The sequence below is a fragment of the Pseudorhodoferax sp. Leaf265 genome (assembly GCF_001422365.1).
Taxonomy (GTDB): Bacteria; Pseudomonadota; Gammaproteobacteria; order Burkholderiales; family Burkholderiaceae_C; genus Pseudorhodoferax.
Genome location: NZ_LMMT01000003.1, coordinates 67,509 through 86,305 on the forward strand (window position 1 = coordinate 67,509; position 18,797 = coordinate 86,305).

General features: G+C 68.6%; 18 protein-coding genes. 14 read left to right on the forward strand and 4 right to left on the reverse strand.

Going from position 1 to position 18,797, the window contains the following annotated elements:
- Positions 1 to 9: 9 nt before the first annotated feature.
- The 4 genes from nuoN to ASF45_RS05660 are packed head-to-tail and all read left to right on the forward strand — an operon-like array spanning position 10 to position 2,848.
- On the forward strand, positions 10 to 1,494 hold the full coding sequence (nuoN, locus tag ASF45_RS05645) for an NADH-quinone oxidoreductase subunit NuoN (RefSeq protein WP_056658287.1): 1,485 nt from the start codon (positions 10 to 12) through the stop codon (positions 1,492 to 1,494).
- Between the two features lies 1 nt (position 1,495).
- On the forward strand, positions 1,496 to 1,798 hold the full coding sequence (locus ASF45_RS05650; RefSeq protein ID WP_056658291.1) for a DUF2818 family protein: 303 nt from the start codon (positions 1,496 to 1,498) through the stop codon (positions 1,796 to 1,798).
- Between the two features lies 1 nt (position 1,799).
- On the forward strand, positions 1,800 to 2,399 hold the full coding sequence (locus ASF45_RS05655) for an NUDIX domain-containing protein (RefSeq protein WP_056658296.1): 600 nt from the start codon (positions 1,800 to 1,802) through the stop codon (positions 2,397 to 2,399).
- 8 nt (positions 2,400 to 2,407) lie between these two features.
- On the forward strand, positions 2,408 to 2,848 hold the full coding sequence (locus tag ASF45_RS05660; protein WP_056658774.1) for a DUF1178 family protein: 441 nt from the start codon (positions 2,408 to 2,410) through the stop codon (positions 2,846 to 2,848).
- A gap of 68 nt (positions 2,849 to 2,916) precedes the next feature.
- Here the strand turns inward: ASF45_RS05660 and ASF45_RS05665 are convergent, their stop codons facing one another.
- Together ASF45_RS05665 and ASF45_RS05670 are read right to left on the reverse strand one after the other, a co-directional pair.
- The gene (locus tag ASF45_RS05665) at positions 2,917 to 4,224 is read right to left on the reverse strand and encodes a Glu/Leu/Phe/Val dehydrogenase (RefSeq protein WP_056658299.1); all 1,308 of its coding nucleotides are present in this window, start codon (positions 4,222 to 4,224) and stop codon (positions 2,917 to 2,919) included.
- Between the two features lie 125 nt (positions 4,225 to 4,349).
- Complete coding sequence (locus tag ASF45_RS05670) at positions 4,350 to 6,155, reverse strand: ABC transporter transmembrane domain-containing protein (protein WP_056658302.1); 1,806 nt, start codon at positions 6,153 to 6,155, stop codon at positions 4,350 to 4,352.
- A 90-nt stretch (positions 6,156 to 6,245) separates the two neighbouring features.
- Here ASF45_RS05670 and ASF45_RS05675 point away from each other — a divergent pair, with 90 nt between their 5' ends.
- The 10 genes from ASF45_RS05675 to ASF45_RS05720 all read left to right on the forward strand — a co-directional run bounded on the left by ASF45_RS05675 (position 6,246) and on the right by ASF45_RS05720 (position 17,188).
- Positions 6,246 to 6,776, forward strand: coding sequence for a MarR family winged helix-turn-helix transcriptional regulator (locus tag ASF45_RS05675; protein ID WP_056658306.1), 531 nt, complete (start codon positions 6,246 to 6,248; stop codon positions 6,774 to 6,776).
- Positions 6,773 to 8,221: an efflux transporter outer membrane subunit gene (locus tag ASF45_RS05680; RefSeq protein ID WP_056658308.1), complete on the forward strand. Its 1,449-nt coding sequence runs from the start codon at positions 6,773 to 6,775 to the stop codon at positions 8,219 to 8,221. The genes ASF45_RS05675 and ASF45_RS05680 overlap by 4 nt, the downstream gene beginning before the upstream one ends.
- Positions 8,222 to 8,250: 29 nt before the next feature.
- Entirely contained in the window at positions 8,251 to 9,585 is a 1,335-nt protein-coding gene (locus ASF45_RS05685; protein ID WP_200932116.1) for an HlyD family efflux transporter periplasmic adaptor subunit, read from the forward strand.
- A 22-nt stretch (positions 9,586 to 9,607) separates the two neighbouring features.
- Positions 9,608 to 11,176 (forward strand): DHA2 family efflux MFS transporter permease subunit, encoded by a 1,569-nt coding sequence (locus ASF45_RS05690; RefSeq protein ID WP_056658310.1) that lies wholly within the window; start codon positions 9,608 to 9,610, stop codon positions 11,174 to 11,176.
- A gap of 207 nt (positions 11,177 to 11,383) precedes the next feature.
- Positions 11,384 to 12,154 (forward strand): ABC transporter ATP-binding protein, encoded by a 771-nt coding sequence (locus ASF45_RS05695; RefSeq protein ID WP_056658313.1) that lies wholly within the window; start codon positions 11,384 to 11,386, stop codon positions 12,152 to 12,154.
- Positions 12,154 to 12,864 carry an ABC transporter ATP-binding protein gene (locus ASF45_RS05700; RefSeq protein WP_056658316.1) on the forward strand — a complete coding sequence of 237 codons (711 nt, stop codon included), beginning with the start codon at positions 12,154 to 12,156 and terminating at the stop codon, positions 12,862 to 12,864. The genes ASF45_RS05695 and ASF45_RS05700 overlap by 1 nt, the downstream gene beginning before the upstream one ends.
- A 34-nt stretch (positions 12,865 to 12,898) precedes the next feature.
- On the forward strand, positions 12,899 to 14,086 hold the full coding sequence (locus ASF45_RS05705; RefSeq protein WP_056658319.1) for an ABC transporter substrate-binding protein: 1,188 nt from the start codon (positions 12,899 to 12,901) through the stop codon (positions 14,084 to 14,086).
- A gap of 40 nt (positions 14,087 to 14,126) precedes the next feature.
- Entirely contained in the window at positions 14,127 to 15,320 is a 1,194-nt protein-coding gene (locus ASF45_RS05710; protein WP_056658322.1) for an ABC transporter substrate-binding protein, read from the forward strand.
- Between the two features lie 18 nt (positions 15,321 to 15,338).
- A complete protein-coding gene (locus ASF45_RS05715) occupies positions 15,339 to 16,214 on the forward strand; it encodes a branched-chain amino acid ABC transporter permease (RefSeq protein ID WP_056658325.1) in 876 nt (291 codons plus the stop codon).
- Positions 16,211 to 17,188, forward strand: a complete 978-nt coding sequence (locus tag ASF45_RS05720; RefSeq protein WP_056658328.1) for a branched-chain amino acid ABC transporter permease — start codon at positions 16,211 to 16,213, stop codon at positions 17,186 to 17,188. Before ASF45_RS05715 ends, ASF45_RS05720 begins: the two co-directional genes overlap by 4 nt.
- A gap of 10 nt (positions 17,189 to 17,198) precedes the next feature.
- On the opposite strand, the gene ASF45_RS05725 is transcribed toward ASF45_RS05720, so the two are convergent.
- Together ASF45_RS05725 and ASF45_RS05730 are read right to left on the reverse strand one after the other, a co-directional pair.
- A complete protein-coding gene (locus ASF45_RS05725; protein ID WP_056658331.1) occupies positions 17,199 to 18,272 on the reverse strand; it encodes a lipocalin-like domain-containing protein in 1,074 nt (357 codons plus the stop codon).
- A gap of 31 nt (positions 18,273 to 18,303) precedes the next feature.
- Complete coding sequence (locus tag ASF45_RS05730) at positions 18,304 to 18,756, reverse strand: SH3 domain-containing protein (RefSeq protein WP_056658336.1); 453 nt, start codon at positions 18,754 to 18,756, stop codon at positions 18,304 to 18,306.
- Between the last annotated feature and the right edge of the window lie 41 nt (positions 18,757 to 18,797).

Sequence of the window (18,797 nt, forward strand, 5' to 3'; positions counted from 1 at the left end):
AGAAAAGTTATGGACAAAATCAGCTGGATCACCGTTTACCCGGAAATCGTGCTGCTGGTCATGGCCTGCGTGATCGCGCTGGTCGACCTCGCGGTCAAGAGCCCGCGCCGCACCGCCACCTACGTGCTCACGCTGCTGAGCCTGGCCGTCGTCGCCGTGCTGCACGGCACCTACGCGTCGGGTAACACCACCCTGTACGGCTTCGGCGGCATGGTGGTCAGCGACCCCATGGGCAACTGGCTCAAGTGCTTTGCCACCGTGGCCGTGATGGTCACGCTGGTCTATGGTCGCCCCTACTCGGCCGACCGCGGCATGCTGCGCGGCGGAGAGCTGTTCACGCTGTCGATGTTCGCGCTGCTGGGCATGTCGGTGATGATCTCGGGCGGCAACTTCCTGGTCATCTACATGGGCCTGGAACTGCTCACGCTGTCGAGCTACGCGCTCGTGGCGCTGCGCCGCGACAACGCGGTCGCCAGCGAGGCTGCGATGAAGTACTTCGTGCTGGGCGCACTGGCCTCGGGCTTCCTGCTGTACGGCCTGTCGATGATGTATGGCGCCACCGGTTCGCTGGACATCAATGAGGTGTTCAAGGCCGTGGCCTCGGGCCAGGTGCAGCACCAGGTGCTGGTGTTCGGCCTGGTGTTCATCGTGTCCGGCCTGGCCTTCAAGCTCGGCGTGGTGCCCTTCCACATGTGGGTGCCCGACGTCTACCACGGCGCGCCCACGGCCGTCACGCTGATGATCGCGGGCGCGCCCAAGCTCGCCGCCTTCGCCATCGTGATCCGCCTGCTGGTCGAAGGCCTGCTGCCGCTCGCCATCGACTGGCAGCAGATGCTGGTCGTGCTGGCCGTGGCATCGCTGCTGATCGGCAACCTGGCCGCGGTGATGCAGAGCAACCTCAAGCGCATGCTGGCCTATTCGACCATCTCGCAGATGGGCTTCGTGCTGCTGGGCCTGCTGGCCGGCGTGGTCAACGGCAACACGCTGTCGGCCGCCAACGCCTACAGCTCGGCCATGTTCTACGTCATCACCTATGTGCTGACCACGCTGGCGAGCTTCGGCGTGCTGCTGCTGCTGGCGCGCGAAGGCTTCGAGAGCGACGAGGTGGCCGACCTGGCCGGCCTGAACCAGCGCAGCCCGCTGTACGCGGCCGTGATGGCGATCTGCATGTTCTCGCTGGCCGGCATTCCGCCGATGGTGGGCTTCTACGCCAAGCTGTCGGTGCTGCAGACCCTGGTGGCCTCGGGCGAGACCTTCCTGATCGGCCTGGCGATCTTTGCCGTGATCATGTCGCTGATCGGCGCCTTCTACTACCTGCGCGTGGTCAAGGTCATGTACTTCGACGCACCAATCACGGCCAGCACCGTCTCCGCGCCGCTGGATGTGCGCGCCGTGCTGTCGGTCAACGGCGCCCTGGTGCTGCTGCTGGGCGTGGTCCCGGGCGGGCTGATGGCGCTGTGCGTGCAGGCCATCACCCTGACGCTGGGCACCTGAGTTGGCGCCCGATGCGGCGGTCTGGCTCGTGATCCTGGCGGCCGTGGTGGCCGCCAACCTGCCATTCCTCACGCAGCGCCTGTTTCTGGCGCTGCGCCTCGCGCAGGGCAAGGGCCTGGCCTGGCGCCTGCTGGAACTGCTGGTGTATTACCTGGTGGTCGGAGCGCTGGGCCTGCTGCTCGAGCGCAACGTGGGCCGCATCGCGCCCCAGGGCTGGGAGTTCTATGCCGTGACCGCCGCATTGTTCGTGACGCTGGCATTCCCCGGCTTCGTCTGGCGCTACCTGCTCAAGCATAGGCACTGACATGGCCAGCGGCGACGCCCATCTGACCGAGGAGACCGTGCAGCGCGAGGAGCTGCTGCGCGGCCGCTTCCTGCAGGTGCTGCGCGACACCGTGCGCCTGCCCGATGGCGGCAGCGACACGCGCGAATACATCGTGCACCCGGGCGCCGTGATGGTCGTGCCCTTGCTCGACGACGGCCGTGTCGTGCTGGAGCGCCAGTACCGCCACCCCATGGGCCGGGTGATGGTCGAGTTCCCGGCCGGCAAGCTCGACGTCGGCGAGGACACCTGGACCTGCGGCCGGCGCGAACTGCTGGAAGAGACGGGCTACACGGCGCGTGAATGGGCCAAAGCCGGTGTGCTGCACCCCGTCATTTCCTACTCCACCGAATTCATCGAGATCTGGTTTGCGCGTGGCCTTGCGCTGCAGCAGCGCCATCTCGATGCAGGCGAGTTCCTCGACGTCTTCAGCGCCAGCGTGGACGAGTTGCTGGCCTGGTGCCGCGATGGCACGGTGACCGACGCCAAGACCCTGAGCGCCGCGCTGTGGCTGCAGAATTGGCGTGCGGGCGCCTGGGACTTGTCCTGGCAGCCGAACCCGGATGGGACCGGCGCCGGATAATCGTGGCCATGAAAGTCCTGGATCTGCAGTGCGCCCACGGCCACGGCTTCGAAGGCTGGTTCGGCTCGGAAGACGATTTCCAGTCGCAGCTGACGCGCGGCCTCGTGGAATGCCCGGTCTGTGGCGACACGGCCGTGGCCAAGAAGCTGTCGGCACCGCGCCTGAACCTGGGCGCCAGCGCGCCGGCCGAGAGTCCGAAGCGCGAGGTGGCAGCGGTGGACCCGCAACTGCAGGCGGCCTGGATGAAGATGGTGCGCCATGTGCTGGCCAACACCGAAGATGTGGGCGGCAGGTTCGCCGAGGAGGCGCGCCGCATCCACTACGGCGAGACCACGGAACGCAACATCCGCGGCCAGGCCTCGCGCGAGGAAACCGAATCCTTGCTGGAGGAGGGCATCGCCGTGATGCCCTTGCCGATCCCCAAGGCTCTCAAAGAGCCTCTGCAGTAGCCCAGTGGCTTGGAACCCTGTGCCCGTTGGGCACAGGATGCGACCGCCTTCGGGCGGCCGGGCTGCAGTCAGGGGTACAGTCCGCGCAGCTCGCGTGTGTGCAGGATGCGCTCGCAGGCCACGATGAAGGTGGCGGTGCGCAGGCTCACCTTGTGCTGCTCGGCCACTGCCCAGACACCGGCGAAGGCCTGCTGCATCACGCGCACCAGGCGCTTGTTGATCTCGTCCTCGTCCCAGAAGAAGCTGCTGAAGTCCTGCACCCACTCGAAGTAGCTGACCGTCACGCCGCCGGCGTTGGCGATCACGTCGGGCAGCACCAGCACGTTGCGTTCGTGCAGGATGTCGTCGGCCTCGGGCGTGGTCGGGCCGTTCGCGCCTTCGATGACCATGCGGGCCTGGATGCGGTGCGCGTTGGCCTTGGTGATCTGCTGCTCCAGCGCGGCGGGGATCATGATGTCGCAGGGCACGTCCCAGAACTTGTCGGCCGCCAGCACCTCGGCATGCTCGAAGCCCGCCACCGTGCCCTTGTCGGCCACGTGCTTGAGCAGCGAGGGCACGTCGAGCCCGGCCTCGCGGTAGATCGCGCCGCCGTGGTCCTGCACGGCCACCACGCGCGCGCCGGCTTCGGCGAACAGCTTGCCGGCGATGCCGCCCACGTTGCCGAAGCCCTGAACGGCCACGGCCGCCTTGGCCACGTCCAGGCCGATGCGCTTGGCCGCTTCCACGCCCACCGTGAACACGCCACGGCCGGTGGCCTCGCGCCGACCGAGCGAGCCACCCAGGTCGACCGGCTTGCCGGTCACCACGCCGGTGGCGGTCGAGCCCTGGTTCATGGAGTAGGTGTCCATCATCCAGGCCATGACCTGTTCGTTGGTGTTGACGTCCGGTGCCGGGATGTCCTTGGTCGGGCCGATGATGATGCCGATCTCGCTGGTGTAGCGGCGCGTCATGCGCTCCAGCTCGCCGCGCGACAGCGTCTTGGGGTCGACGCGGATGCCGCCCTTGGCGCCGCCGTAGGGCACGTTCACAGCTGCGTTCTTGATCGACATCCAGGCCGACAGCGCCATCACCTCGGACAGCGTCACGTCCTGGTGGAAGCGCACGCCGCCCTTGCCCGGGCCGCGCGAGGTGTTGTGCTGCACGCGGTAGCCCTCGAAGTGGGCGATGCGGCCGTCGTCCAGGTGGATGGGTACGTCCACGACCAGGATGCGCTTGGGCCGCTTGAGCGTCTCCACCCAGCGCGCCAGGTTGCCCAGGTAGGGCTCCACGCGGTCGACCTGCTGCAGGAAGATGCCCCAGGGGCCGAGGTGGTCGGCCTGCAGGTAGGAGGGCAGGGGGTGCGCGGTGGGCGCCGGGTTGGAGGAGGAGGTTGCCATGGACTGGCTCCTGTTGTTGTCGAGGAGCGCAAGCTTAGGCGTGGGCTACCGGGCTTGTCCAAGCCCGCCAGCAGCCGGTTCGTGCCTTATGCATATCATGCATAGGCTGCCGGGGCGATGAACGTCTATTGTGTGAACTGCAGCGCCGCAAGGCGCGCATAGGTGCCACCGGCCGCCACCAGCGCGGCGTGCGTGCCCTGTTCAACGATGCGGCCGTGTTCCAGCACCACGATGCGGTCGGCCTGCTGCACAGTGGCCAGCCGGTGCGCGATGACCAGCGTGGTGCGGCCCTGCATGGCCGATTCCAGCGCGGCCTGCACCATGCGCTCGCTCTCGGCATCGAGCGCGCTGGTGGCCTCGTCGAGCAGCAGCAGGGGCGCGTTCTTGAGCATGGCACGCGCGATCGCGATGCGCTGGCGCTGGCCACCCGACAGGCGCACGCCGCGCTCGCCCAGGAAACTGTCGTAGCCCTGGGGGAGGGCGGCGATGAAGTCGTGCGCGAAGGCCGCGCGGGCTGCCGCCTCGACCTCGGCATCGCTGGCCGAAGGCCGGCCGTAGCGGATGTTCTCGCGCGCGCTGGTGGAGAACAGCACCGGGTCCTGCGGCACGATGCCGATGCGGCCGCGCAGTTCGTCCAGCGCCATCTCGCGCGTGGCCACGCCGTCCAGCGCGATGCTGCCGCGTTCCTGGTCGTAAAAGCGCAGCAGCAGCTGGAACACCGTGCTCTTGCCGGCCCCGCTGGCGCCCACCAGGGCGACGGTCTCGCCTGGCGCCACGGCCAGGCTGAAGTCGCTGAGCGCGGCCTGGGCCGGGCGCGAGGGGTAGTGGAAGGTGACGTCGGCCAATTCCACGCGGCTGCCGCCGTTGCGTGCGGGCGCCAGCGCCGGCTGGTCCGGCGAGGCGATCGGCGAGCGCATGTGCAGCAGCTCCATCAAGCGCTCGGTCGCGCCCGCCGCACGCAGCAGGTCGCCGTAGACCTCGCTGAGCGCGCCGAAGGCGCCCGCCAGGATGATCACGTAGACCACGGTCTGGCCCAGATGCCCGGCCGAGATGTCGCCCCGCATGACGGCCTGCGTGCCCTGGTACAGGCCCCACAGCAGTGCGGCCGAGGTGGCCGTGATGATGAAGGCCACCAGCACGGCGCGTGCGCGGGTGCGCCGCACGGCGGTATGGAAGGCGTTCTGCGTGGACTGCGTGAAACGCGCGGCCTCGCGCGCCTCGGCCGTGTAGCTCTGCACCACGGGGATGGCGTTCAAGACCTCGGCCGCGATCGCGCTCGAATCGGCCACGCGGTCCTGGCTCGCGCGCGAGAGCTTGCGCACGCGCCGGCCGAACCACATGGTCGGCAGCACCACGAGCACCAGGATGCCCAGCACCTGCGTCATCACATAGGGGTTGGACCAGACCAGCATGCCCAGGGCGCCTGCGCCCATCACGGCATTGCGCAGGCCCACCGACAGCGAGGAGCCCACGACGGTCTGCACCAACGTGGTGTCGCCGGTCAGGCGCGACAGCACCTCGCCGGTCTGCGTGGTCTCGAAGAACTCGGGGCTTTGCCGCACCACATGGGCGTAGACGGCGTTGCGCAGGTCCGAGGTCACGCGCTCGCCGAGCCAGCTGACCACGTAGTAGCGGCCGGCCGAGAACAGGCCCAGCGCGGCCGCCACGGCGAACAGCTCGAAGAAGTGCGTGCGCAGCGCGAGCAGGCGCGCGCCCGTGTCCGCGGGTGTGGTGCCGCCGCTGACCAGGCCGTTGTCGATCAGGCTGCGCAGCGCGAGCGGGAACACCAGCGTGGCGCAGGCGGCCAGCACCAGGAACAGGGCGGCCAGCGCGATGTGGCCGCGGTAGGGCGCGAGGAACGGCAGCAGGCCACGCAGCGACCGCGGCGAACCCTTGGCCGGCTCGGCCGCCGAATGTGCAGAAGAAGGCATGGGGCGAGAGTGTATCCAGCCACAACTGTGAAAATTGTCATGACAAAAACAGCCTTGACAATATTTGCCTAGGCAATTAAATTTCTGGACATGGACGAAAGACCCTCGCGCAAACCCATGCCGGCCGCTGCCGGTCGCCCGCCGCCGGCCGATTTCTACGCGCCGACGAGCTACAACCCGAGCGACAGCGTGGGCTACCTGATGCGCCGCATCATGTCCCTGGTGGCCCTGGCGGTGGAGCGCGAGCTGGAATCCACCGGCCTCACGCATGCGCAATGGATCCCGCTGTTCAAGCTGGCCGCGCACCCGGGCGGCGCCACCGTGGCCGAGCTCGCGCGGCTCTGCGAGCTCGATGCCGGCGCGATGACGCGCCTGCTCGACCGGCTCGAGGCCAAGGGTTTGTGCCTGCGCGAGCGCTCCTCGGAAGACCGCCGCGTCGTGCGCCTGGCGCTGACGGAGCAGGGCAAGGCCGTGGCCGAACAGATTCCCGTGGCGCTGAGCCGCGTGCAGAACGCCTATCTCGCCGGTTTCTCGCGCGAGGAATGGCTGCTGCTCAAGAGCTTCCTCTCCCGCATCCTGGACAACGCGCAGCAAGGCTGCGCTGGAAAGAAGAACGCATGACTCCCGCTTCAACCCTGCGCCTGACTTTGGGTGCGGCTCTGGTGCTGGCCCTGGCGGCCTGCGCCAACCCCTCCGGCATCGCGCCGCAGGCCCAGTTGCGCGAGGCTGCCTCGGTCGGTGTGCCAACTGCAGCCACCGCGGCCACGGTGCCCGCCGTCGAAACCGCCTGGTGGCGGGCCTACGGCGATCCCGCGCTCGACCAGTTGGTCGACCAGGCCCTGGCCGGCAGCCCCAGCCTGGGCCTGGCGCAGGCGCGGCTCGCGCGTGCCATGGCCGTGGTCGAGGTGGCCGACGCCGCCCTGCTGCCGCAGCTGGGCCTGGGCGTAGACCTCACGCGCCAGCGCTACACCGAGAACGGGGCCGTGCCCGCGCCGCTGGCCGGTTCGGTGCGCAACAACGGGCTGCTGCAGCTGTCCAGCAGCTGGGAGCTCGACTTCTTCGGCAAGAACCGCGCTGCGCTCGACGCCGCCCTGGGCAGCGCGCGCGCCGCCGCGGCCGATGCCCAGGCCGCGCGTGCGCTGCTGGCCCAGCAGATCGTGCGCGGCTGGCTGCAGCTGGCCCGCGCGCAGGACCAGCTGACCGTGGCCGAACGCACGCTGGCCCAGCGCGGCGAGCAACTGGCCCTGGTGAAGGACCGCCTCGACGCCGGCCTGGACACGCGGCTCGAACTGCGCCAGGCCGAAGGCGGACTGCCCGAGGCGCGCCAGCAGATCGAAGCGTTGCGCGAGCAGATCCAGCTGTCGCGCCATGCACTGGCCGCGCTCGCGGCCCAGCCGCCCGCTGCGCTACAGGACGCCGCGCCCTCGCTGGCACGGCTGCAGATCCCCAGCCTGCCGACCGTGTTGCCGGCTGACCTGCTGGGCCGCCGCGCCGACGTGCAGGCCGCGCGCTGGCGCGTCGAGGCCGCCACGCGCGACGTGGATTCGGCACGTGCCCAGTTCTATCCCAACATCAGCCTGACGGGCTTCGCCGGCCTGTCCAGCATCGGCCTGGGCAACCTGGTGCAGGCCGGCAGCCTGCAATGGGGCATCGGCCCGGCGCTGCGCCTGCCGCTGTTCGACGCGGGCCGGCTGCGCGCCAACCTGCGCGGCAAGGCCGCCGATGTGGATGCTGCCGTGGAAAGCTACAACGGTGCCATCGTCGGCGCCGTGCGCGAGGTGGCCGACCAGCTGGTCTCGGTGCGCTCGGTCGCCGTGCAGCAGCAGGAACAGCGTGCCGCCCAGGAGGCCGCCGAGGGCGCCTACGCCATCGCCCGGCAGCGCTACGGCGCCGGCCTGGGCAACTACCTGCAGGTGTTGACCGCCGAATCCAACGTGCTGGCCCAGCGCCGCCAGCAGGTCGACCTGGCCGCCCGCGCGCTCGACGCGCAGGCGCAGCTGGCCCATGCGCTGGGCGGCGGCGTCGCGGTCGATGGCACGCCGCTGGCGCAGAACACCGCGCGCTGAACCGTCTTCCCCTTTCGGATCCGATCACCATGAACACCACCACAACATCCGCCGCTCCTTCCGAACCCGCTGCCTCGGGCAAGCGCAAGAAGGCCCTGACCGCCATCGCCGCCGTCGTCGTCGTCGCCGGCCTGGGCCTGGCCGCCTACGAATGGCTGGTCGCCAGCCACTACGAGGAAACCGACAACGCCTACGTGCAGGGCAACCTGGTGCAGATCACGCCGCAGATCGGCGGCACCGTGATGGCCATCCTGGCCGACGACACCGACCGGGTGCAGGCCGGCCAGCCGCTGGTGCAGCTGGACCCGGCCGACGGCCGCGTCGCGCTCGAGCAGGCCGAGGCCCAGCTCGCGCAGACCGTGCGCCAGGTGCGCACGCTGTACGCCAACAATGGCGCGCTGGGTGCCCAGGTTGCGCTGCGCGATGCCGACGTGGTGCGCGCCCGCACCGAGATCGGCCGCGCCCAGAGCGAGGTGGCCCGCGCCAACGACGACCTGAACCGGCGCCAGGCGCTGTCGGGCAACGGCGCGGTCTCGCGGGAGGAACTGAACCACGCCCAGACCACGCTGGCCAACACCAAGAGCGCGCTGGCTGCGGCCGAGGCCGGCGTGCAGTCGGCCCAGGCCGCCGCTGCAGCCGCGCGCGAGCAACTGGCCAGCAACCAGTCGATGACCGAAGGCACCAGCGTGGAGCAGCACCCCAGCGTGCTGGCCGCCGCGGCCAAGGTGCGCGAAGCCTGGCTGGCCACGCAGCGCGCCGCATTGCCGGCGCCGGTCTCGGGCTATGTCGCCAAGCGCAGCGTGCAGCTGGGCCAGCGCGTGGCCGCCGGCACGCCGCTGATGTCGGTGGTGCCGCTGGACCAGCTGTGGGTCGATGCCAACTTCAAGGAAGTGCAGCTGCGCAACATCCGGATCGGCCAGCCCGTCAAGCTCACGGCCGACGTGTACGGCAAGAAGGTCGAATACAAGGGCGAGGTCTCGGGCCTGGGCATCGGCACGGGTGCGGCCTTCGCGCTGCTGCCGGCGCAGAACGCCACCGGCAACTGGATCAAGGTGGTGCAGCGCGTGCCCGTGCGCATCGCGCTCGACCCGCAGCAGGTGCTGGCCAACCCCTTGCGCGTGGGCCTGTCCATGGACGTGACGGTGGACGTCACGCACAAGGACGGTCGCACGCTGGCCGAGGCGCCACGCAGTGCGCCACTGGCCGCCACGGCGGTCTACGCGGCCGATGCCCGCGGTGCGGACGAACAGGTGCGCCGCGTGATCGCGGCCAACGTCGGCCCGGCCTTGCGCGGCGCGCAGTCGCCGGTGGCCCGTGCACCGGCGCGTGCCGCCACCACGCAGACGGCCCAGGCCGCGCACTGAAGGACGGCAAGCCCGCAGCTCCATGAGCACTGCCACCTTCGTCCGCCCCGAGCCGCTGCAGGGCAGCGCCCGCATGTGGGGCACGATCGCCCTGTCGGCGGCCACCTTCATGAACGTGCTGGACACGTCCATCGCCAACGTCTCGTTGCCGGCCATCGCCGGCGACCTGGGCGTCAGCCCCAACCAGGGCACCTGGGTCATCACCAGCTTCGCCGTGGCCAACGCCATCGCCGTGCCGCTCACGGGCTGGCTGTCGCAGCGCTTCGGCCAGGTGCGCCTGTTCGTGGCCAGCGTGCTGCTGTTCGTGCTGGCGTCCTGGGCCTGCGGCCTGGCGCCCAGCATGCCCACGCTGATCGCGCTGCGCGCGCTGCAGGGCTTCGTCGCCGGGCCGATGATCCCGTTGTCGCAGGCGTTGCTGCTGTCCAGCTATCCGCCGGCCCTGGCCGGCACCGCCATGGCGATGTGGGCCATGACCACGCTGGTCGCGCCCGTGATGGGGCCGCTCCTGGGCGGTTGGATCACGGACAACATGTCCTGGCCCTGGATCTTCTACATCAACGTGCCGGTCGGCCTGCTGGCCGCGTTCGGGGCCTGGCGCATCTACGCCAGTCGCGAGAGCCAGGTGCGCAAGCTGCCCATCGACGCCATGGGCCTGGCCCTGCTGGTGGTCTGGATCGCCTCGCTGCAGATGATGCTGGACCTGGGCAAGGAGTACGACTGGTTCCACTCCGACCTGATCGTCGGGCTGGGCGTGGTGTTCGTGATCGCCTTCGCGGTGTTCCTGGTCTGGGAGCTCACGGCCGACCACCCGGTGGTGGACCTGCGCCTGTTCGCGCGGCGCAACTTCTGGGGCGGCACGCTGGCGACCTCGGTGGCCTACGGCCTGTTCTTCGGCAACGTGGTGCTGCTGCCGCTGTGGCTGCAGCAGTACATGGGCTACACCGCCACCGACGCCGGCCTGGTCACCGCGCCCGTGGGCCTCATGGCCATCGTCCTGTCGCCCATCGTCGGCAAGACGGTGCACAAGGTCGACCCGCGGCGCTACGTGACCTTCGCGTTCCTGACCTTCGGCCTGGTGCTGTGGCTGCGCTCGCGTTTTTCCACGCAGGCCGACATGTTCACCATCCTCGTGCCCACCGTGATCCAGGGCATCGCGATGGCGTTTTTCTTCATCCCGCTGACGACGATCACGCTGTCGGGCATCGCGCCCGACCGCATTCCCGCGGCATCCGGCCTGACGAACTTCGCGCGCATCACGGCCGGCGCGATGGGCACCTCGATCGTCACCACGGTCTGGGAGAACCGCGCGGCGCTGCACCACGCGCAGCTGGTGGAGTATGTGCAGCGTGGCAGCGAGGCCACGCAGCAGGCGCTGCAGGTCTACCGCAACGCGGGCATGAACGCCGACCAAGCGCTCGCGCAGCTCAACCGCGTGGTCGACCAGCAGGCGTTCATGCTCGCGGCCAACGACGTGTTCTACGCCTCGGCGGCGCTGTTCATGTTGCTGATCCCGCTGGTCTGGCTCACGCGTCCGCAACGCGGCGGTGCGGGCGGTGCGGGCGGTGCGGAGGCCGCGGCGGGCGCGCACTGAGCGCGGTTTGTCAGCTTCGCGTCAAGCTTGCCGGCCGGGCGACAGTGCCCGGCCGTTTTGCTTAAGAATTCAGCAATATCGCAGTGCAGCATTGGCGTTTGTCCTAGTGTTTTGCACAGGGGTCGCCCCGTACAGTGCGCCGCAGTGCAAGGCCGGCAACGGCCGCGCGAACGATCCCACGCGGCAACGGCGGAAGGCTAGGCGAAATTGGCGGACATCATTCTGCAGACCAGGGACCTCACCAAAGAGTTCAAGGGCTTCACTGCGGTCAGCAAGGTCAACTTGGCGGTGCAGCGCGGCAGCATCCACGCGCTGATCGGCCCCAACGGCGCCGGCAAAACCACCTGCTTTAACCTGCTCACCAAGTTCCTCGAACCCACCACGGGGACCATCACCTTCAACGGCCACGACATCACGCGTGAGCAGCCGGCGCAGATCGCGCGGCGCGGCGTGATCCGCTCGTTCCAGATCTCGGCCGTCTTTCCGCACCTCACCTTGATGGAGAACGTGCGCCTGGGCCTGCAGCGCAAGCTCGGCTGGTCGTTCCACTTCTGGAAGAGCGAGAGGCAGCTCGACCGCCTGAACGGCGAGGCTGTGGCCTTGCTCGACCAGGTCGGCCTGGCCGACATGGCGGACGAGGTCACGGTCAATCTGCCCTACGGCCGCAAGCGCGCGCTGGAGATCGCCACCACGCTGGCCATGGAGCCTGAGCTCATGCTGCTGGACGAGCCCACGCAGGGCATGGGCCACGAGGACGTGGACCGCGTGGCGCAGCTCATCAAGAAGGTCAGCCAGGGCCGCACCATCCTCATGGTCGAACACAACATGGGCGTGGTCTCCACCATCGCCGACACCATCACGGTGCTGCAGCGCGGCGCCGTGCTGGCCGAGGGTCCGTACGCCGAGGTCTCGCGCAACCGCCAGGTCATGGAGGCCTACATGGGCACCGTGGACGGCGAACTGCAGGGAGCGCATTGATGTCTGCTCCGGCGCTCGAAATCAAGGGCCTGCAGGCCTGGTACGGAGAGTCCCACGTGCTGCACGGCGTGGACATGGTTGTGCAGCCCGGCGAGGTCGTGACACTGCTGGGTCGCAACGGCGCAGGCCGTACCTCCACCATGCGCGCCGTGCTGGGCCTCACGGGTCGGCGCGAGGGCTCGGTGCGCATCCACAGCACCGAGACCATCGGCCGGCCGACGCACCGCATCGCCCACCTGGGCGTGGGCTACTGTCCCGAGGAGCGCGGCATCTTCGCCAGCCTCTCGTGCGAGGAGAACCTGTTGCTGCCGCCACCGCTCAAGGGCATGGGCGCGGGCATGTCGCTGGACGAGATCTACACCATGTTCCCCAACCTCGCCGAGCGCCGCAACAGCCCGGGCACGCGGCTGTCGGGCGGCGAGCAGCAGATGCTGGCCGTGGCGCGCATCCTGCGCACCGGCGCCAAGCTGCTGCTGCTCGACGAGATCTCCGAGGGCCTGGCGCCCGTGATCGTGCAGGCCCTCGCGCGCATGATCGCCACGCTGCGCGCCAAGGGCTACACGGTGGTCATGGTGGAACAGAACTTCCGCTTCGCCGCGCCGCTGGCGGACCGTTTCTACGTGATGGAGCACGGCCGCATGGTCGAGCACTTCGCCGCCGCAGAACTCCAGCAGAAGATGCCTGTGCTCAACGAGCTGCTGGGCGTCTGAACCGCTTTTCCGACCACCACCTGAGGAGACCGCCATGCAACGTTCCCTGACCACGCTCTGCCTGTCGCTCGCCGCCGCAGGCTTCGCCACCGGCGCTGCCGCCCAGGTCAAGATCGGCCTGATCACCGACATGTCCAGCCTGTACTCCGACGTGGAGGGCAAGAACGGCGCGATGGCGATCCAGATGGCCATCGACGACTTCGGCGGCAAGGTGCTGGGCCAGTCCATCGAGCTCATGACGGCCGACCACCAGAACAAGGCCGACATCGCGGCCAGCAAGGCGCGCGAGTGGATCGACACCGCGGGCCTGACCATGGTGTTCGGCGGCACCAACTCGGGCGCCGCCATCGCCATGGCCAAGGTGGCGCAGGAGAAGAAGCGCGTCTACTTCAACAATGGCGCAGCCTCCTCGGCGCTGACCAACGAGGCGTGCAGCCCCTACACCGTGCACTACGCCTACGACACCGTGGCGCTGGCCAAGGGCACGGGCGCGGCCGTGGTCGATGCCGGCGGCAAGAGCTGGTTCTTCCTGACCGCCGACTACGCCTTCGGCCACGCGCTGGAGGCCGACACCACCAAGGTCGTCAAGGAAAAGGGCGGCACCGTGGTGGGCGCCGTGCGCACGCCGCTCAACGCCTCCGATTTCTCGTCCTTCCTGCTGCAGGCGCAGAACTCCAAGGCGCAGATCCTGGGCTTGGCCAACGCTGGCGGCGACACCATCAACTCGATCAAGGCGTCGCGCGAGTTCGGCATCAACAAGACCATGAAGACCGCCGGCCTGCTGGTCTTCCTGTCGGACGTGCACAGCCTGGGCCTGAAGAACACCGAGGGCCTGCTGCACACCACGAGCTGGTACTGGGACCTCAACGACCAGACCCGCGCGTTTGCCAAGAAGTTCTTCGACAAGGCCAAGCGCATGCCCACCGACGTGCAAGCCGCCGACTACTCGGCCACCACGACCTACCTCAAGGCCGTGCAGGCCGCCGGCAGCGTGGACGCCGACAAGGTCATGGAGCAGCTCAAGAAGATGCCCGTCAACGACTTCTTCGGCAAGGGCCAGATCCGCGCCGACGGCCGCTTCGTGCACGACATGTACCTGGTCGAGGTGAAGTCCTCTAAGGAATCCACCAAGCCCTGGGACTACCTCAAGGTCGTCAAGACCCTGCCGGGCGACCAGGTGTTCACGACCAAGGCCGAGACCAAGTGCGCCCTGTGGAAGTGAGCGCCGTTCTGCATTTTCTCTTCCGTTTCCGAGATTGACCATGACCGCCAAGTTCCCGCTCTCCGCCCTGATGTTCGCCACCTTGCTCGCCACCGGCGCAGCACAGGCCCAGGACAAGGTCCGCATCGGCTTCATCACCGACATGTCCAGCCTGTACGCCGACGTGGACGGCAAGGGTGGGGCGACGGCGATCCAGATGGCCATCGACGACTTCGGCGGCAAGGTCAACGGGCTGCCGATCGAGCTGCTGTCGGCCGACCACCAGAACAAGGCCGACATCGCCGCCAGCAAGGCACGCGAGTGGATCGACACCCAGGGCCTGTCCATGCTGGTCGGTGGCACCACCTCGTCGGCAGGCCTGGCCATGGCCAAGGTGGCGCAGGAGAAGAAGCGCGTCTACATCGTCAACGGCGCCGGCAGCTCGGCGCTGACCAACGAGCAGTGCAGCCCCTACACCGTGCACTACGCCTACGACACCGTGGCGCTGGCCAAGGGCACGGGCGGTGCCGTCGTCGCCCAGGGCGGCAAGAGCTGGTACTTCCTGACGGCCGACTACGCCTTCGGCGCCGCACTGGAGGCCGACACCGCCAAGGTCGTGCAGAGCAAAGGCGGCACGGTGGCGGGCAGCGTCAAGCATCCGCTGAACGCTTCGGACTTCTCGTCCTTCCTGCTGCAGGCGCAGAACTCCAAGGCGCAGATCCTGGGTCTGGCCAACGCCGGCGGGGACTTCATCAGCGCCGTCAAGGCGGCGCGCGAGTTCGGCATCAACAAGACCATGAAGATGGCCGGCCTGCTGGTGTTCGTGACCGACGTGCACAGCCTGGGCCTGAAGAACACCGAAGGCCTGCTCTTGACCACCAGCTGGGACTGGAACCTGGACGACGCGAGCCGCGCCTTCGGCAAGCGCTTCTTCGAGAAGGTCAAGCGCATGCCGACCGACATCCAGGCGGCCGACTACTCCGCCACCATGACCTACCTGAAGGCGGTGCAGGCCACCAAGACGCTGGATGCCGACAAGGTCATGGAGTACATCAAGAAGACGCCGATCGACGACTTCTACGCCAAGGGCGTGGTGCGCCCCGATGGCCGCTTCGTGCACGACATGTACCTGATGCAGGTCAAGTCGCCGGCCGAGTCCAAGCAGCCCTGGGACTACTACAAGGTGGTCTCCAAGCTCAAGGGCGAGGAGGTGTTCACGACCAAGGCCGAGTCCAAGTGCGCGCTGTGGAAGTGACGAGGTCCTGATCCCGTCATGACGATCTCCCTGCCTGCCCTGCTGAGCCAGCTGCTGCTGGGCCTGGTCAACGGCTCGTTCTACGCGATCCTGAGCCTGGGCCTGGCGGTGATCTTCGGCCTGCTCAACGTCATCAACTTCGCGCACGGCGCGCTGTTCATGATGGGCGCCATCGTGACCTGGATGGCGATGAACTACTGGGACATCAGCTACTGGGTCATGCTGGTCGCCGCGCCGCTCATCGTCGGCGTGTTCGGCGTGCTGATCGAGCGGCTGCTGCTGCGTTGGATCTACAAGCTCGACCACCTCTACGGCCTGTTGCTCACGCTGGGCCTCACGCTCCTCATCGAAGGCGCGTTCCGCTCGGCCTACGGTGTCTCGGGCCTGTCCTACGACACGCCGGACGCACTCACGGGTGCGACCGACATGGGCTTCATGATGCTGCCCAACTACCGGGCCTGGGTCGTCGTGGCCTCGCTCGTGGTGTGCTTCGCGACCTGGTTCCTGATCGAGAAGACGCGCATCGGTGCCTACCTGCGCGCGGGCACCGAGAACCCGCGCCTGGTGGAGGCCTTCGGCGTCAACGTGCCGCTCATGATCACGCTGACCTACGGCTTCGGCGTGGCACTCGCGGCGCTGGCCGGCGTGCTGGCCGCGCCCGTGATCCAGGTCTCGCCGCTGATGGGGCAGAACCTCATCATCGTGGTGTTTGCCGTCGTCGTGATCGGCGGCATGGGTTCCATCATGGGCTCCATCATCACGGGGCTGGGGCTGGGCGTGATCGAGGGCCTGACCAAGGTGTTCTATCCCGAGGCCTCGTCGACCGTGGTCTTCATCATCATGGCCGTCGTGCTGCTGATCCGCCCTGCGGGCCTGTTCGGGAAAGAGAAATGAGCAAGAGCTCCTGGGGCTATCTCCTGTTGTTGCTGGCGCTGGTCGCCGCGCCCTTCGTGGGGGCCTATCCGGTCTTCATGATGAAGCTGCTGTGCTTCGCGCTGTTCGCCTCGGCCTTCAATCTGCTGCTGGGCTACACCGGCCTGCTGTCGTTCGGCCATGCGGCCTTCTTGGGTGGTTCGGCCTACATCGCCGGCCATGCCATGAAGGTCTGGGGCTTCACGCCCGAGGTCGGCCTGGTGCTGGGCACCGCCACGGGCGCGCTGCTGGGCTGGCTGTTCGGCCTGCTGGCGATCCGGCGCCAGGGCATCTACTTCGCCATGATCACGCTGGCGCTGGCGCAGATGGTGTTCTTCGTCGCACTGCAGGCCAAGTTCACGGGCGGCGAGGATGGCCTGCAGGGCGTGCCGCGCGGCAGCCTGTTCGGCGTACTGCCCTTGCAGAGCGATCTGACCATGTATTTCGTGACGCTGGTCATCGTGGTGGCGGCGTTCGCGCTGATCGTGCGCACCATCCACTCGCCGTTCGGCCAGGTCCTGAAGGGCATCAAGGAGAACGAGCCGCGCGCGATCTCGCTGGGCTACGACACGCACCGCTTCAAGCTGCTGGCCTTCGTGCTATCGGCCGCGCTGGCCGGCCTGGCGGGCTCGCTCAAGACGCTGGTGCTGGGCTTCGCCACGCTGACCGATGTGCACTGGACGGCCTCGGGCGGCGTGATCCTGATGACGCTGGTCGGTGGCCTGGGCACTTTGTCCGGCCCGCTGGTCGGCGCGGCCGTGGTGATCCTGCTGGAGAACAAGATCGGCGAGATGGGCCATGGTCTGGCCTCGCTGACCGGCATCGAGTGGTTCACCACGCTGGGCGAGTCGGTGACCATGGTGACCGGCCTGATCTTCGTGGTCTGCGTGCTGGCGTTCCGCCGCGGCATCATGGGCGAGATCATCGCCTTCCTGCAGCGCACCCGAAAGGCTTGAGCAGGGCGGGCTACAGGCGCAGCCGTTGCGCGTAGCCCGTCATCTCCAGGTAGCCGCGGCCGACCACGCGGCCCTGCGCATCGAGCAGCTCGGACAGCCCCTCCCAGTACACCGCACCCGTGGAGCCGCGGCTGTCGAGCTCCTGTGCGTCGAGCAGGGCGCGCACGGTGAAGCTGCCGCTTGGCGTGTCCACCTGCCATTCCACGGGGTAGCGGGCCTGGTTGGCCGGGCTGGTCCACCAGCGCATCGGCGTAAAGCGGACCTCGCCCTGGCGGAAGATGCGCGCGGCCTGGCCGGACGCGCGGAACGAACCGCCGTCCCACAGGCCCGAGCCGTCGGCACGGCGCAGGTGGAAGGCCGTCAGCGCACTGCCGTCGAAGAGGTTCATGCCGATCCAGTCCCAGCCCACGGCCTCGGGGTGCATCAGCGCCTCGCTCCATTCATGGTCCAGCCAGGCGCGGCTGCGCAGGCTGGCGTCGGCGGGCTCGGCGTCGATGGCAAAGTGCTGGCCTCGCAGCACCAGGGCTCCGGTCACCGCCAGCTGCGGCACGCTGTAGTAGTAGCTGGCCTGCGCCGCGTCGGGCCCCTTGCGCGACAGGCCGCTTTGGCCTTGCAGCAGCAGTGGCTGGGTCTCGGCGAAGCGCAGGTGCAGGCCGAAATCCTGCGCGGGCAATTCGGCCCTGAGCGTGCCGTCGGGCGCGCGCAGCAGGTGCCAGTCCTGCAGCCGCACGCCGGTGTCGGTCTCGCTGGCCTCGGCGATGCCGAAGCCTGCCCGCGCAATGCGCTGGTCGTGCCAGAGCTTGCGGCCTTCCAGGTCGGTGATGGCGGCATGCGCGAACAGCAGCTGCCGGGCCGCGAAGCGCGAGCGCAGCGGCTGCGCGGCGTCTACGCGCGAGCGGAAGAAGGTCAGCTGGAAGCCGAACACGCGCCTGCTGCCCGTGGCCTGGCCCGTGATGTACCACCACTCGGTGCGCAGCTCGGGATGGCTGCCCAGGTCGCGCGGGAACTGCAGCGCGAGCGGCGGTAGCGCATGGGCCTGGTGGGCGGCTGCCAGTGCGGCGAGCAAAAGGGTGCGGCGATGCATCACCGCACGATACACAAGCGCGGGGCGCGCGCTATCCGCCCCACAGCAGGCGGCTGGCGACCCAGCCACGCTGGCCGCCCTCGCGCTGCACCTGCACCCAGTCGCCACGGCGCGCGAGGCGCTTCACGATCTCGCCGCGTTCGATCTTGCCCAAGAGCTTGCCACCCGCACGCGGCTGCGCCCGCAGGTTGGCCACGGACGCACGCACAACCTTGTGCGTGCTCTTGCCCGTGAGGCTGCGGTGCACCCAGCCGGTGTCGCGTTCGAAGTCACGGACCTGCAGCCACTCGCCGCGGCGCGCCACCACCTGCAAGGGGTAGCCGCGGCTCAGCGACCATTGCACGCCGTGCTGCGTGCCGGGGCCCGAGCGCATGTTGGCCTCGCGCGCCGTGATGCTCACGTACTGCTGCGCCCAGGCGCCGAAGGAGTGCAGCGCGAGGACTGCGACGAAGATGCGGAGAACGGTGGGGAATGCAAAGGACATGGCATAGGGGGAGGAGCCTGTGCACACCAAAGTTCCCGGCT